This is a genomic window from Streptomyces sp. RKND-216 (assembly GCF_004795255.1).
GTDB lineage: Bacteria > Actinomycetota > Actinomycetes > Streptomycetales > Streptomycetaceae > Streptomyces > Streptomyces hazeniae.
On sequence record NZ_SSBQ01000002.1, the window covers coordinates 3,807,941 to 3,822,749 of the forward strand.

General features: G+C 72.4%; 13 protein-coding genes, 1 other RNA gene and 3 pseudogenes. 14 read left to right on the forward strand and 3 right to left on the reverse strand.

Annotated features, from left to right (window positions below; genetic code table 11):
* Positions 1-143 precede the first annotated feature (143 nt).
* Together E4198_RS16925 and E4198_RS16930 are read left to right on the forward strand one after the other, a co-directional pair.
* Positions 144-2,099, forward strand: a complete 1,956-nt coding sequence (locus E4198_RS16925; protein WP_136185440.1) for an N-acetylmuramoyl-L-alanine amidase — start codon at positions 144-146, stop codon at positions 2,097-2,099.
* 236 nt (positions 2,100-2,335) lie between these two features.
* A complete protein-coding gene (locus tag E4198_RS16930) occupies positions 2,336-3,094 on the forward strand; it encodes a hypothetical protein (protein ID WP_136183901.1) in 759 nt (252 codons plus the stop codon).
* Positions 3,095-3,245: 151 nt separating this feature from the next.
* Here E4198_RS16930 and E4198_RS16935 read toward each other — a convergent pair whose 3' ends face one another.
* Positions 3,246-3,440: a hypothetical protein gene (locus tag E4198_RS16935; RefSeq protein ID WP_027763423.1), complete on the reverse strand. Its 195-nt coding sequence runs from the start codon at positions 3,438-3,440 to the stop codon at positions 3,246-3,248.
* Between the two features lie 283 nt (positions 3,441-3,723).
* On the opposite strand from E4198_RS16935, the gene ftsE reads away from it, so the two are divergent.
* The 6 genes from ftsE (at position 3,724) to E4198_RS16965 (ending at position 8,877) form a co-directional block, all read left to right on the forward strand.
* On the forward strand, positions 3,724-4,413 hold the full coding sequence (gene ftsE / locus E4198_RS16940) for a cell division ATP-binding protein FtsE (protein WP_027763424.1): 690 nt from the start codon (positions 3,724-3,726) through the stop codon (positions 4,411-4,413).
* A gap of 74 nt (positions 4,414-4,487) precedes the next feature.
* Positions 4,488-5,399, forward strand: a complete 912-nt coding sequence (ftsX, locus tag E4198_RS16945) for a permease-like cell division protein FtsX (RefSeq protein ID WP_027763425.1) — start codon at positions 4,488-4,490, stop codon at positions 5,397-5,399.
* Between the two features lie 68 nt (positions 5,400-5,467).
* On the forward strand, positions 5,468-6,685 hold the full coding sequence (locus tag E4198_RS16950; RefSeq protein WP_136183902.1) for a S41 family peptidase: 1,218 nt from the start codon (positions 5,468-5,470) through the stop codon (positions 6,683-6,685).
* Positions 6,686-6,711: 26 nt separating this feature from the next.
* Positions 6,712-7,221, forward strand: coding sequence for an SsrA-binding protein SmpB (gene smpB / locus E4198_RS16955; protein WP_027763427.1), 510 nt, complete (start codon positions 6,712-6,714; stop codon positions 7,219-7,221).
* Between the two features lie 159 nt (positions 7,222-7,380).
* Positions 7,381-7,752: a transfer-messenger RNA gene (gene ssrA / locus E4198_RS16960) on the forward strand.
* Between the two features lie 222 nt (positions 7,753-7,974).
* Positions 7,975-8,877 carry a glycoside hydrolase family 19 protein gene (locus E4198_RS16965; RefSeq protein ID WP_281728011.1) on the forward strand — a complete coding sequence of 301 codons (903 nt, stop codon included), beginning with the start codon at positions 7,975-7,977 and terminating at the stop codon, positions 8,875-8,877.
* Positions 8,878-8,918: 41 nt separating this feature from the next.
* Here the strand turns inward: E4198_RS16965 and E4198_RS16970 are convergent, their stop codons facing one another.
* Positions 8,919-10,247, reverse strand: coding sequence for an MFS transporter (locus E4198_RS16970; protein WP_136183903.1), 1,329 nt, complete (start codon positions 10,245-10,247; stop codon positions 8,919-8,921).
* 230 nt (positions 10,248-10,477) lie between these two features.
* Between E4198_RS16970 and E4198_RS25530 the strand changes: the two are divergent.
* Both E4198_RS25530 and E4198_RS16980 read left to right on the forward strand, forming a co-directional pair.
* A pseudogene (locus E4198_RS25530) lies at positions 10,478-10,630 on the forward strand (MerR family transcriptional regulator); the annotation flags it as partial.
* Positions 10,631-10,907: 277 nt separating this feature from the next.
* A pseudogene (locus tag E4198_RS16980) lies at positions 10,908-11,834 on the forward strand (virginiamycin B lyase).
* Here the strand turns inward: E4198_RS16980 and E4198_RS16985 are convergent.
* The gene (locus tag E4198_RS16985) at positions 11,810-12,103 is read right to left on the reverse strand and encodes a M15 family metallopeptidase (RefSeq protein WP_136183904.1); all 294 of its coding nucleotides are present in this window, start codon (positions 12,101-12,103) and stop codon (positions 11,810-11,812) included. The pseudogene E4198_RS16980 and the gene E4198_RS16985 sit on opposite strands and share 25 nt — an antisense overlap.
* Positions 12,104-12,105: 2 nt before the next feature.
* On the opposite strand from E4198_RS16985, the gene E4198_RS16990 reads away from it, so the two are divergent.
* The 4 genes and pseudogenes from E4198_RS16990 to E4198_RS25535 form a co-directional block, all read left to right on the forward strand.
* A complete protein-coding gene (locus tag E4198_RS16990) occupies positions 12,106-13,080 on the forward strand; it encodes a LysR family transcriptional regulator (protein ID WP_136183905.1) in 975 nt (324 codons plus the stop codon).
* A gap of 42 nt (positions 13,081-13,122) precedes the next feature.
* Positions 13,123-13,323: a hypothetical protein gene (locus E4198_RS16995; protein ID WP_136183906.1), complete on the forward strand. Its 201-nt coding sequence runs from the start codon at positions 13,123-13,125 to the stop codon at positions 13,321-13,323.
* Positions 13,320-13,637, forward strand: coding sequence for a type II toxin-antitoxin system PemK/MazF family toxin (locus E4198_RS17000; protein WP_136183907.1), 318 nt, complete (start codon positions 13,320-13,322; stop codon positions 13,635-13,637). The genes E4198_RS16995 and E4198_RS17000 overlap by 4 nt, the downstream gene beginning before the upstream one ends.
* 189 nt (positions 13,638-13,826) lie before the next feature.
* Positions 13,827-14,789 (forward strand): annotated as a pseudogene (locus tag E4198_RS25535) (MFS transporter); the annotation flags it as partial.
* Positions 14,790-14,809 lie beyond the last annotated feature (20 nt).

The following is a 14,809-nucleotide window of genomic DNA, read 5'->3' on the forward strand; positions in this document are numbered from 1 at the left end:
TGCGGCGAAGTCGTGCGCGGTAGTTGACCATCGGGCACGGGGTCGGTTCACCTGAGGCGGTTCACTCGGAACCACTTCGAGGAGGCTGCACCGTGGCAGGGACGATCCCCCGACGAACCGGCAGACGCCGCACCGCGTACGCGGTGGCCGGCGCCGCCGCGGCGGCGCTGCTGGCGCCACTGGTCACCGCCGTACCCGCATCGACCGACGAGACCGCGTCCCGTTCCCTGCAGGGGGCGTTCCAGCGGGCGGCGGAGCGGTACGAGGTGCCGCGGAGTGTGCTGCTGGGGGTGTCGTACTTGCAGTCGCGGTGGGACGGGCATGCGGGTGCGGCGAGCGTGTCGGGCGGGTACGGGCCGATGCATCTGACGGATCTGCGGACGGCGTTGGCGGAGGCCGGGGAGCACCATCACGGGGGTGCGGAGGATCCGCGGGGCGACACGGCGCGGCCGCTGGACGTGGCGGGGCTGTCCCAGACCGCCCGGGCGGGCGAGGGCCGGGAGGCCGGGCGGGTGCCGGAGCGGCTGCGGACGCTGCCGGAGGCGGCGGAGCTTACGGGGATCGCGGCGGAGCGGCTGCGGGAGGACCCGGCGGCGAACATCGCGGGCGGTGCGGCGCTGCTGGCGCAGGCGCAGCGGGAGCTGGGACTCCCGGCGAGCGAGGACCCCGCGGACTGGTTCGGCGCGGTCGCCGCCTACTCCGGAGCGGACGACGCCACGACCGCCGCGGTGTACGCGGGCGACGTCTTCGACGTCATCCGGAACGGCGCCGCACGCACCACGGACTCCGGCCAGCGGGTGACGCTGAACGCCCACGAGAAGGTCGAGCCCGAGGTGCGGCAGGTCCGGAAGCTCGGCCTGAAGAAGGGTGAGCGGAACCCGAACCTGGAGTGCCCGCGCAGCATCTCCTGCACGTGGATGCCCGCCCCGTACGAGGAGTGGACCAACCCGGACGGCTCCACGGACTACGGCAACCACGACAAGGGCGACCGCCCGCGCACCCAGGACGTGGACTACATCATCGTCCACGACACCGAGGCGACCTGGGACACCACACTCGACCTGGTGCAGGACCCGACCTACGTCTCCTGGCACTACTCGCTGCGCTCCTCCGACGGACACGTGGCGCAGCACCTGAACCTCAAGGACGTGGGCTGGCACGCGGGCAACTGGTTCGTCAACGCCAAGTCGGTGGGCCTGGAGCACGAGGGCTTCCTGACGAACCCGGACGCCTGGTACACCGAGGCGATGTACCGGACGTCGTCGCGGTTGGTGCGCCACCTCGCCCGCACGTACGACATCCCGCTGGACCGTCAGCACGTCCTCGGCCACGACAACGTGCCGGGCACCGTGCCGGCCACCATCCCCGGCATGCACACCGACCCCGGCCCGTACTGGGACTGGGCGCACTACTTCCGCCTGCTCGGCGCCCCCTTCCACCGCGAAGGCTCCTGGCGCGACGCGGACATGGTGACGATCCTGCCCGACTACGACGCGCACCGGCCGGTCTACACCCGCTGCGACGACTCCGGCGACCCGTGCGCCCCGCACGGCTCCGCCGCCGTCCGCCTGCACACCGCCCCCGACCCGGACGCCCCGCTGGTGAAGGACATCGGCCTGCGCCCGGACGGCGACCCGTCGACCACCGGCGTCAACGACACCGGCGCCCGGGCCACCACGGGCCAGCAGTACGCCCTCGCCGGCCGCGACGGCGACTGGACCGCCATCTGGTACCTCGGCCAGAAGGCCTGGTTCCACAACCCCGCGGACGAGCGGACTGCGGTCCCGGCCCGCGGCTGGGTCGTCACCCCGGAGGACGGTGAGGACTCGATCCCGGTCTACGGCCGCGCCTACCCCGAGGCGGGCGCCTACCCGGAGGACGTGCCCGTGCAGGCAGTCGTACCGCACCCGTACGAGCTGAAGGCGGGTCAGGAGTACGTCGCCGGACTGCGGACGAAGGGCGAGTACTACTACGCCGTCGAATTCGACCCGTCCGGTCACCAGGTGGTGCGGGGCGAGGAGACGTACTACCAGATCCAGTTCGGACATCGCGTCGCATTCGTGAAGGCTTCGGACGTCGACGTGCGCCGCGCGCGCTGACGCAGCCCTGCTGTCTACCCGGGTGTCGGGAGACTCACACTCTCTTCACTCGGGTGGGGCAGGTCTTCGCTTGACGATGGTGTGAAAACTGGGAAAGCTGTTCGCTCGGCGGGCGTGTGAACGGGGCGCGTTCGGGCGGGAATCGATGTGAACGACGACGACTTGACGCCCGGCGCCATGACGGCCCCTCACATTTCGGCACCTTCTGACGAGCATCTACTGGGGGTAGTTGGCAGATGAGCAAATCCAAGACGCGTGTGCGCGTCGCGCGGGTGGCGGCCGGTGCGGTGTTCGCCGCCGGCCTGTCGCTGACCGCGAGCGGTGCGGCGTCGGCCGTCGGGATCGACCTGGGCATCATCCAGGTCGGTGTCGGCGGGGAGGACGGCACCGTCGCCGGCGTGACCGAGGGCTCCACCGAGGGCACGGCGGTCGGCGTCACCGAGGGCCAGACCGAGGGCACCATCGCCGGTGCCATCCAGGGCACCGAGGGCGGCACCACGACCGACGGCGGCACCACCACCGACGGCGGCACCACCACCGACGGCGGGACCACCACGGACGGTGGCACGACGACCGACGGCGGCACCACCTCCGAGGGCACCGACGGTGGCACGACCACCGACGGCGGCACCACCTCCGAGGGCACCGACGGTGGCACGACCGCCGACGGCGGCACCTCGAACGGCTCCACCGGCGGCGACACCGGCTCCACCGGTGGCGGCGAGGAGCCGAACACCGTCGGTGGCAGCGGTGGCGGCGAGGAGCCGGCCACTGTGGGCGGCAGCTCCGGTGGCAGCACCGGTGGCGACACCACCCCGGAGGGTGGCGGCAGCACCCCGGTCGGCCAGGAGCAGCCTCAGGACGAGCTGGCCGAGACCGGCTCCGCCGAGACCGCTCTCCTGCTGGTCGGTGCCGCGACCATGATCGCGGGTGGCGTCGGCTTCCGCCTGATGCCGCGCCTGCTCAACCGTGGTGGCGGTGCCGCGGCCGCCTGACTCCAGGCGCCGTAGCGCTGCGTCACCTCCGGTGACGGCGGTCGCACCAGGCACGAGAGACGAGGGCCCGGAACGCGTACGCGTTCCGGGCCCTCGTGCGTCCGATCACGGTGTGCGGAGCGCGGTCGCGCGCTCACGCGGGGGTGGAGTTCTACGCCGTTGCCATCCGCTGGGCCAGGAAGGCGACCAGCGCGGCCAGCGCGAGCAGCAGCGCCATCAGGGCGGGGCTCAGGGCGCCCAGCGGCCCGCTGAGCTGGAGACGTTCACGCTGCGCACGGCAGACCGAGCACCGGCCCTCGCTGACGGGACCCGCGCAATTGGCACACACCAGTCGGTCGCATGTCATGCGATCCTCCTCCTCTGCCCGCCGTCGCCGTCAACGGGGGACGGGTTCCCCGACGGCTCACCGGGCATTCCCTTCTCCTCCACTGTGCCAGGTGTCGGCGACCGGTGCAGAAAAGCAGGCAGGCGTGCTGCCTGTTATGCGGCGATACGTCCCGTGAAGAAACCCACCTGTACCGGACGGCCACTGCGCAGCGCGCAGCGCGTCGCGTAGTGTCGCCTCAACCTGGGGGGAGCCGGTCATGGGCTTCCCCTCCTCCTACCCAGGCCAACGTGGTGCGAAAACCGTGATCCGATTCGACAACGTCTCCAAGACCTACCCCAAGCAGAACCGTCCCGCGCTCCGCGACGTCTCGCTGGAGGTCGAACGGGGCGAGTTCGTCTTCCTGGTGGGTTCCTCCGGCTCCGGAAAGTCGACCTTCCTGCGGCTGATCCTGCGCGAGGAGCGCGCCAGCCACGGTCAGGTCCACGTTCTGGGCAAGGACCTGGCCCGGCTCTCGAACTGGAAGGTGCCGCAGATGCGCCGCCAGCTCGGCACCGTCTTCCAGGACTTCCGGCTGCTGCCCAACAAGACCGTGGGCGAGAACGTCGCCTTCGCGCTCGAGGTGATCGGCAAGTCGCGCGGCCAGATCCGCAAGACCGTGCCCGAAGTCCTCGAACTCGTCGGTCTCGGCGGGAAGGGCGACCGGATGCCCGGCGAGCTGTCCGGCGGTGAACAGCAGCGCGTCGCGATCGCGCGGGCGTTCGTCAACCGGCCGATGCTGCTGATCGCCGACGAACCGACGGGCAACCTCGACCCGCAGACCTCCGTCGGCATCATGAAGCTGCTGGACCGCATCAACCGCACCGGCACCACCGTGGTGATGGCGACCCACGACCAGGCGATCGTCGACCAGATGCGCAAGCGGGTCATCGAGCTCGAGAAGGGTCGCCTGGTCCGCGACCAGTCGCGCGGCGTCTACGGCTACCAGCACTGACCCCCGGGCGGCCCGCCCGCCGTCCCCGCGGCAACCCGCTCAGCTCGCCCCCGCACGGAAGCAGGAAGGACGCCATGCGCGCCCAGTTCGTAATGTCGGAGATCAGCGTCGGTCTCCGCCGCAATCTCACCATGACGTTCGCGGTGATCGTCTCGGTCGCCCTCTCGCTGGCGCTGCTCGGCGGCTCGCTGCTCGCGACCGAGCAGGTGAACGCGATGAAGGGCTTCTGGTACGACAAGGTCCAGGTGTCGATCTACCTCTGCAACGAGAACGACGCCGAGTCGGACCCGAACTGCGCCAAGGGCGCCGTGACCCAGCAGCAGAAGGACGAGATCGAGGGAGACCTGAAGGACCTCGGCGTCGTCGAGAAGGTCTACCACGAGTCCGCGGAGCAGGCGTTCCAGCACTACCAGGAGCAGTTCGGCGACTCTCCGCTCGCGGACTCCCTGACGGCGGACCAGATGCAGGAGTCCTTCCGCGTGAAGCTGGAGGACCCGACGAAGTTCAACGTGATCAACACGGCGTTCTCCGGGCGGCAGGGCGTCCAGGAGGTGCAGGACCAGAAGAACCTGCTGGAGAACCTCTTCGGGCTGCTCAACGGGATGAAGATCGCAGCGCTCTTCGTGATGTGCATGATGCTCGTCGTCGCGTTGCTGCTGATCATCAACACCGTGCGGGTGTCGGCGTTCAGCCGCCGGCGGGAGACGGGCATCATGCGGCTGGTCGGCGCGTCCAGCTTCTACATCCAGATGCCGTTCATCCTGGAGGCGGCCATCGCCGGCCTGATCGGCGCCGGGTTCGCCTGCGTGCTGCTGGCTGGCGGGAAGTTCTTCCTCATCGACAACTGGCTCCAGCAGGAGATCGTCCTGATCAACTTCGTGGGCTGGGACGCGGTGGTGAAGGTGTTGCCGCTCATCCTGGCGGTCGGTGCGCTGATGCCCGCCTTTGCAGCTTTCTTCGCTCTGCGCAAGTACCTGAAGGTGTGACACACGACGCGCGTGACTGTTCCGACATCGCGTCTTCATCGGGCCGTGACTGCCCTAGACTCCGCAGCATGTCGGGCACGTGGAGAAATGCGCCTCCTCGCCGGGTACGGCGGGGGGCGGCGCTGACCCTGGTCTTCGCGGGCGCCCTGGCCACCGGTGCCGCCACCAACTCCTGGGGCGGCGTGCCGGGAGGGCCGGGCGCACCCGGAGTGCCGGGGCCACGCCACGAGTTGAACGGCGCCGCCGGCCGTACGCCGGGCGGCGCGGGTGCGGTGCCGGCGGAGGCGGCCGAGGCCGCCGAGGCCAAGGTCGCCGCCGAAGAGCTGGTCAGCCGCAGCGGTGACCGCTGGGAGGCCGCCTACAGCGCCCACGAGTACGAGGGCTTCGAGCGTCGCATGGGCGGCGCGTACGTCGGCGTCGGCGTCTCCGTAAAGCGGTCCGACGTCCCCGGCGGCGACGAGGTCGTGCGCGTCGAGGACGTGCTGCCGGACAGTCCCGCGGACCGGGCCGGCCTCCGGCCGGGGGACCGGCTGCAGGCCGTCGACGGCGTGCCCGTGACCGGCGAGCCGGTCACCGAGGTGGTCGCGCTGCTGCGCGGTGCCGCCGACGCGTCCCCGGGCCGCGCCGCCGACCCCGGTACGGCCGTCGACCTCACGCTCAGCCGCGGCGGCCACCAGTGGAGCGAGACCCTGAAGCGGGCCCGGCTCGCGGCCGCTTCGGTCTCCGTCTCCCAGCCGTCTCCGCGCGTCACGCGTATCGAGATCGCCTCCTTCACCGAGGGGGTCGGCGCCCGGGTGCGCCGGGCCGTGGCGGAGGCGCCCGAGGGCAGCGGCTTCCTGCTCGACCTGCGCGGCAATTCCGGCGGCCTGGTGGCCGAGGCCACCGAGTCCGCCTCCGCCTTCCTCGACGGCGGGCTGGTCGCCACCTACGACTACGACGACGAGCAGCAGGCGCTGTACGCCGAGGGCACCGGGAACACCGCGGCGCCGCTGGTGGTTCTCGTGGACGGCGGCACGATGAGCGCCGCGGAGCTGCTCACCGGAGCGCTCCAGGACCGTGGGCGCGCGGTCGTCGTCGGCAGCCGGACGTTCGGCAAGGGTTCGGTCCAGGTGCCGCACCGGATGCCGGACGGGTCGGTAGCCGAGTTGACCGTCGGCCACTACTCCACACCGTCGGGCCGCCGGGTCCACGGCCGGGGACTGCTGCCCGACCTGGAGGTACGCTCCGGGGACCGCGCCGCCGAGCGGGCCCGCCGGGTATTGAGTGGCCTCGCAGCCGGATCGTAGAGAAGAATGGCCTGGCTATGGCGAAGATGAAGACCCAGAGGGCCGGCAAGAAGGCCAAGGGCGCCGGCTCCGACCGGACGCTCGTCGCGCAGAACAAGAAGGCGCGGCACGACTACCTGATCCTGGACACGTACGAGTGCGGCATCGTCCTGACCGGCACCGAGGTCAAGTCGTTGCGGCAGGGCCGGGCTTCGCTGGTCGACGGCTTCGGCCAGGTCGACGACGGCGAGGTCTGGCTGCACAACGTGCACATCCCCGAGTACGCCCAGGGGACGTGGACGAACCACAGTGCGAAGCGCAAGCGGAAGCTGCTGCTGCACCGCTCGGAGATCGACCGGCTGATCGGCAAGACGCAGGAGACCGGGCACACGCTGGTGCCGCTCCAGCTCTACTTTGTCAAGGGCCGCGCGAAGGTCGAGCTGGCGCTGGCGAAGGGCAAGAAGGAGTACGACAAGCGGCACACGCTGCGCGAGAAGCAGGACCGGCGCGAGGCGGAGCGCGTGATCTCGGCGGTCCGCCGCCGCCAGCGGGCGTGACCGCGCCTGCGCTGCGGGCGGGGCGGGGCCGCGCCGGGCGGCCTGAGCCGACCGGGTGGCCGCCGGGAATACGGTGGCAGCCCACGGCGCTCATCCCGTACGATGGTCCCGTACCCGGGCGCTGCGGCGCATCGGGTGCGGAGGTTCTCAACTCAACATGGGGATGATCGGTTTCGACAGCGGATGTCGAAGCAGGGGAAGCGAGCCGAGGAACGCGGCAATGATCTCGTTAACCATGTGCCGCAAAAAAATAATCGCCAATTCCAAGCGCGATTCCTTCGCCCTCGCTGCCTAAGTAGCGACTTGCGAAGTGTCGGCCCGGGGATGTTCCCGACCCGGTGTCCGGCATCAGCCAGGGGACTCACCGCGTAGGCCCGGTCACGGGGCCTGCAGGGACATTTCACAGTGACTGAGCCCGTCGGAGACGTGTCCGCGAGATCTCCGGGGCTGAGAAAATCGCAGCGGACTGCGCTCGGAGAAGCCCTCCTTCTGCTCCGTTGGACGCGGGTTCGATTCCCGCCATCTCCACCATCACCATGTGTCGAAGAGCCCCTGACCGGCGGTACCACCGCCGGTCAGGGGCTCTTCTGCGTGCGGGGTCGCGGGCGGCGACGGAAAAACATTGGTCCATACCTTGACTGGTCTGGACCAAACAGCTTGACTGCACTCCATCAACCTTCCCCCACCTCGCGGCCCACCGCAGGGCCGCGCGCGAAGGAGTGAGCAGTGTCCAGCAGCACGCGTAGACGCAGCTTGACCACCAGGCTCAAGGCCCTCCTCGCCGCCGCCGGCCTGGCCGGCGCGCTGGCCGTGGCCCTCCCGATGTCCACCGCCACCGCGGCGCCCGCCTGCGAGGCGGCCTGGAACTCCGGCACCGCCTACACCGGCGGCGACGTCGTCTCCCACGGCGGCCACAACTGGGAGGCCAAGTGGTGGACGCAGGGCGAGACGCCCGGCACCACCGGACAGTGGGGCGTGTGGGCGGACCAGGGCATCTGCGGTGACGGCGGCGACCCGGATCCCGACCCGGACCCGTCCGGCTTCCTCGTCAACCAGGCGCAGTTCGACCAGATGTTCCCGAGCAGGAACTCCTTCTACACCTACGACGGCCTGGTCGCCGCGCTCGGCGCCTACCCGGCGTTCACCAACACGGGCAGCGAGACCGTACGTCGCCAGGAGGCGGCCGCGTTCCTCGCCAATGTCAGCCACGAGACGGGCGGACTGCGGTACATCGTCGAGCAGAACGAGGCCAACTACCCGCACTACTGCGACGAGTCGCAGCCGTACGGCTGCCCCGCGGGCAACGACGCCTACTACGGCCGCGGGCCCATCCAGCTCAGCTGGAACTTCAACTACAAGGCCGCCGGCGACGCGTTGGGCATCGACCTGCTGAACAACCCCTGGCAGGTCGAGAACGACGCCGCCACTGCGTGGAAGACCGCGCTCTGGTACTGGAACACCCAGTCCGGCCCCGGCACCTACACCGGCCACGAGGCCATCACCGGCGGCCACGGATTCGGCGAGTCCATCCGCAGCATCAACGGCGCCCTGGAGTGCGACGGCGGCAACCCCGCCCAGGTCCAGAGCCGCATCGACAAGTACCGGGCGTTCACGCAGATCCTCGGCACCACCCCGGGAGGCAACCTCAGCTGCTGAGACGCTCTCCGTACCACCTTCCGCCGCCGGTCGTGCCCGTCTCACGCCGGCGGCGGAAGGCCGCCGCGCGGGGCGGCCCGTCCTGCTGTCACCCGAACGGGTGGATGCTGCGCCTTCGGCATATGCCGTCGCGCGATCCCTACCGTGCCACCCATGGTCACCAGGGCGACCACGGCAGCCAGCAGCGCGGTGCCGACCGGCACGAGGTAGGCGAGCGCCGGGCCGCCCGGCAGGTGCTGGGCCGCCCAGCCGCCCGCCGCCGAGCCGGCGGCGATCCCGGCCAGCAGGGCCGTCACGGCGAGGGTCATGCCCTCGTTCAGGCGGGCTGCCGGAGCGCGGCGCTGGATCAGCGTCATCCCCGTCACCATCGTCGGCGCGGTCGCCATGCCGGCCACCAGCAGCGTCGCCGCCAGCACGAGCAGGCTCCCGGACGCCGCCCCCAGCAGCGGCAGCGTCATCAGCGCCGCCATCGCCGCCACGCATCCCCGGAAGCGGCGCCGTACGGAGCCGGACGGCGCCCACGTGCCGAAGGCCAGCCCCGCCACCGCCGAACCGCCCGCCTGCACCGCCAGGACGGCGCCGCCCGCCGCGCCGTGCCCCAGTGCGTCCGCGTGGGCGAGGGTGACCACCTCCAGCGCGCCGAACACCGCGCCCGTGCACACGAAGGTGGCCAGCAGCGGCGGCATCCCCGGCAGTCGTACGGGCGCCCGGCCGCGCCCCGCCTCGGGCGGCGCGACGGGCGGCTCGGTGCGCCGCTGCGCCGCGAACAGCAGGACGCCGGTCAGCAGCAGCACCGCCCCCGTGAGCGTGCCGGCCTCCGGGAACAGCGCCGTGCACAGCAGGGCCGCCAGCACAGGGCCGCACACGAAGCACAGTTCGTCGGCGACCTGCTCGAAGGAGTTCGCGGTGTGCCGCGCATCCGGGTCGTCCTGGTGCAGATGGGCCCAGCGGGCCCGTGACATGCCGCCGGTGTTCGGCGTCGTCGCGGTCGCGGCGTACGCGGCGAACAGCGTCCAGTCCGGGGCCTGCAGGCGTACGCACGCGACCAGCGCGAGCGCGCCGCAGGCGGCGAACGCGGCGGCGGGCACGGCCACCCGCGCCTGTCCGCAGCGGTCCACGAGCCGCGCGGTGAGCGGCCCCACGACGGCCGTCGCGGCCAGCCCGGTCCCGGTGACCGCACCGGCGAGGGCGTAACTGCCGCGCTGCCCTGCGATCATCATCACGGCGGCCACGGTGAACATCCCCATCGGCAGCCGGGCGACGAGGTTTCCCACCGTGAACGCCACCGCGCCGGGCGGCGCGAACAGCCGCACGTAGGGCGCGGTCCAGCGGCGGGCAGGAGTGACCGGGGCAGGAGAGGCTGTCGGCATGGCGACCACCCTCGCGGCGCGAAAGCCCCGCGGTCCAACACCCGTTGCGGTCCCGTTCACGCACCTGCGTTGTGCATGCGGGTCGGGGCCGTGCGGAGGGCAGCAGCCGCATCCGGGCGGCGGCACCGACCGCGCGGGCGACGTTCTGTACGCCCGCCCGCCGCCGGTGGCCGTGCCGGTCGTCAGGCGTTCCACGCCAACGCGCACACTTCTGTGGAGACTTCCTCACGTTCATCGCTCTTCTGCCCGGCCACGGCCACCCGATCGCGACGTTGATCATGCGGGCCGTCAACGAGGGCGCGGCCGAGGAGGCTTTCCGCCTCGTGGACGAGAGCCACGTTCAGCTCCTCGAGGACCGGCGCACGCTGCAGGCAGTGGAGCGCCCTCCGCGAACCGGCCTAACCCGCCCCCGGTTCCGGCCCCGCCACCGCCCCCGGTTCCGGTCCCGACGCGGCCGGGCCTGGACCGGGCGGCCAACTGAGGCGGGGCGGCTACCTGCTGGAGCAGATCGCCCCGCAGATCGCCCGGGCCCTCGCCGGCGCCGCCGAACTGGACGCGTACCTCCGCGCCCGCGGGTGAAAAGGAGTTGCCGCGGCCGTCCGGCGCCAGGCACCGTGCGGGGGTGAACGGTGGCGATGCCGTCCGGAAGGGGGAGCGGCTGTGCGGCGGTTCGGAGATCCGATCGTCCAGGAGTTCGCCGTGGGAGGCCCGGGAGCCGGACCGTACGGCATCGCGGCCGGGCCGGACGGTGCGCTGTGGTGCACCCTCGTGCACGGCGGCCGCATCGCACGGCTGGCGTTGGACGGCACGGTGCGCGAGTACGACCTCGGCGCCCCCGACTGCCGTCCCACGGTCATCGCTCCCGGACCGGACGACGGCGCCCTCTGATTCACCCGGCTCCAGGACCACCGGATCGGCCGGATCACCGTCGACGGCGACGTGCGCTGCTGGGCCGTGCCCACGCCCGGCTGCGGGCCCTTCGGCATCACGGCGGGACCGGACGGGGCGATGTGGTTCACCGAGACCCACGCGGACCGTGTCGGACGCATCGACGGCGCGGGCGAGGTCACGGAGTTCCCTCTGCCCGTCGAGGGCGGCTATCCCTCCGCGATCACCGCCGGACCGGACGGCGCCCTCTGGTTCGCCCTCAACCAGGCGAACGCCGTCGGCCGCATCGACGTGCACGGCGACGTGACCGTGCACCCCCTGCCGACGCCCGGCGCCGCGCCGGTCGGCATCACCAGCGACGGCACCGCCCTGTGGTTCGTCGAGATCGCGGCCGGTCAGGTCGGCCGGATGACGGTGGACGGCACGGTCGAGGAGTTCCCGCTGCCCGACCGGACGGCCAGGCCGCACGCGATCGTGGCCGCGTCCGAGGGCGAGTGCTGGTTCACGCAGTGGGGCGCGGGCCGCGTCGGCCGCATCACGGCGGACGGCGACCTCGCCGAGTACGCCCTGCCCTCCCCGTCCTGCGAGCCCCACGGCCTCGTGGTGGGCCCCGACGGCGCGGTATGGGCTGCCCTGGAGACCGGTTCCGTCACCCGCGTGGCGGCCCGCGCCGCTCAGCCCGGCCGGACGGGCCCGTAGCAGGCGGCCGCCGCGCCGGTGTGCAGCGCCCAGTAGCGGTCCCCGTACGACCAGTGCCACCACCCCGTGGGGTAGTTGACGAAGCCGGCCCCCTCCAGGGCGGTGCCCGGCACTGCGCGCAGCGCACGCGCCTCGGGGCTGATGTTCCCGGCCGCTGTGCAGCAGCCGCCCGTGCTCTTCTCCGGTGAGGCGTTGACCGGGGCGCCCAGGTCAAGTTCGCGTTCGAGAGCCGGGCGGCGGACGCACACCCCCCGCGGGGGAGAATGCACCGATGAACACGTCCCGGGATGTCGAGCCGCGGCTGCTGCGCGGGTTCGTGGCCGTGGCGGAGGAGCTGCACTTCACGCGGGCCGCCGCGCGGCTGTACGTGGCGCAGCAGGCGCTGAGCCGGGACGTCGCGCGCCTCGAACGGGAGGTCGGCGCGACGCTGTTCGTCCGGTCGACGCGGCGGGTGACGCTCACCGCCGACGGTGAGCGGCTGCTGCCGTACGCGCGGGCGGTGCTGGCCGCGCACGACGAACTGGCCGCCGCGTTCGCGCCCGCCGGACGTCCGCTGACCGTGGACGTCGCCGCGCCGGTCAGCACCGGGCGCGAGGTGCTGGAGGCGGCACGCGGACGGGCACCGCGCACGGAGTTCGTGGCCCGCTACCGTGCGGGCCTCGCGGGCGCGGCGGCCGAGATCCTCGCCGGCCGGCTGGACGTCTCGTTCGGCCGTGTCGCCGGGCTCGCGGCAGAGGCGTCGGCCGGGCTGGAGCACCGGCTCGTCCGGTACGAGCGGGTCGCCGTGCTGCTGCCCGAGGACCACCCGCTCGCGGCGCTCCCCGAGGTGCCGCTCGGCCGGCTGGACGGCGAGACCCTGTACGCCGGGGCGGGCAACGACGACACCGCCGAGTGGACCGACTACGCCCGCGCGCTCTTCGCGGGGCGGGGCATCCGCCTCGCGCCGCCGTTCCCGAGGATCGAGGGCGAGGAGGAGTTCCGTCGCGTCGTGCGGGGGCGCGGTTGGTCGGTGCTGGCCACCGAGGTGTTCACGGGGGTGGACGGCATGGTGCTGCGACCGCTCACCGACCCGGTGCCGCTCGCGCCGGTCTCGGTCGTGTGGCGCCGCGGTCTGCGCCACCCGGGCCTGGACGCCCTGCTCGCCGCCGCCGACCTGTCCCGCACCTCCGGCCGGCTCGCCGTCCCGCCCGGCGCCTGGCTCCCGGAACCGGACCGGAACATCGCACACAGTCACACTTCTGTGTAACGGGTGTTGCACAGGAGTGTGACACTGGCTACCCTGAGCGGTATGGCAGGGACCATAGGGTTTCGCCCTACGGATGAGGACGCTCGCATCATCGAGGCGGCAACGCGCGAGGGCGAGGCGACCAGCGACGTCATCAGGCGCGCGCTGCGCCTTCTGGAACGAGAGGTCTGGCTGGAGCAGGCACGCAAGGATGCGCAGCGGCTCCACGCGGAAGACCTGTCGGCCGACGAGGACGACTGGTGATCCGCGGAGCCGTCTACCGGATCGACCTCGGTCAGGCGAAGCGCGGTCACGAGCAGGGCGGGCGTCGCCATGGCCTGGTGCTGTCCCCGACGTCCATGCCGTGGAGCCTCGCCACGGTGGTGCCCACGTCCACGCGGGCGCAACCGGCCGTCTTCCGGCCCGAGCTGTCCATCGCCGGCGCTCGGACGCGCCTGCTGGTCGACCAGCTTCGATCCATCGACGTCCGGTTCATCCACGGTGAGCCGGTCGACTACCTCACCCGTGACGACCTGGCCGAGGTCGAGCGCGCCGTGAGTCGCTATCTGGGCCTCTGACCGCCCAGCTGCTCACCCCGGCTCCGTCTGCGGCGTGAGCGCGTCGTTGCGTCGGTGTGACGCGCCGCCACGGGGGTGAAACGCGCGACGCCTAGCGTCCGGAACGTCCAGCAGGGCGAGTCGGAGGAGGGCCGGATGCGCGCGCGGCGGCGCTGGGTGGAGCGGGGGGAGCGCGTCGCCGTCGCCACGGGGGTCGGCGGCGCCAACTTCGCCTCCTCCACGGCCAACGTCAACGCCCTCTACCCGCTGCGTCTCAAGGGCCGCGTCCTCGGCGTCAACGCGGGCGGCGGCAACATCGGCGTCGCCGTCGTGCAGCTCGCCGGGCTGGCGCTGATCGCCCTCGGCGGCGCCGGGCACCCGTGGGCGCTGCCCGCGCTGTACGTACCGCTGGTCGTCGCGGCGACCGTGTGGGCGCTGCGGCGGAGGGACAACCTGGGCCCGGTGCGCGACGACACGGCGCCGTCGCCTAGGCGGCCCGGCACCGGCACACCTGGATCGTCGCCGCCCTCTACCTCGGCACCCTCGGCTCGTTCATCGGCTACGGCTTCGCGTTCGGGCTGGTGCTTCAGGGCTGGTTCGGACGTACGCCGCTGGAGGCGGCCTCGCTCACGTTCGTCGGGCCGCTGCTCGGCTCGCTGCTGCGCCCGGTCGGCCGCCACCTGGCCGACCGGTGGGGCGGCGCCCGCGTGACGCTGGCGGATTTCGCGCTGATGACGGGCGCCACCGTACTGGTCGGGGGCGTCCGTACGAGGGTCGCTGCCCCTGTTCGTCGCCGGATTCGTGCTGCTCTTCGTGCTGACCGGGGCGGGCAACGGCTCCGTGTACGCCCTGCTGCCCGGCATCCACGAGGCCGGCGCGCGGTCCCGCGGCCTGGTGGGGGAGGCGGCGGCTGCGTATGCCCGGCGCATGGCCGGGGCGGCGATGTCGCTGATCGGTGCGGTGGGGGCGTTCGTCGGGGTCGGCATCAATCCGGCCCTCAGCCGTTCCTTCGCCGGCACGGGCTCCGGAACGGCGGCGTTGGCCGTCTTCGCCGCCTACTACGTGCTGTGCGGCGCCCTCGTGTGGGCGGTGTACGTGCGTCCGCCGCGGCCGGGCCCGGCGCCGGCCGAGCGGGCGCGTAACACTGGAGAAACGCCGGTGAACCGGCGGTGACACGCGGGTCGCCCGCCATG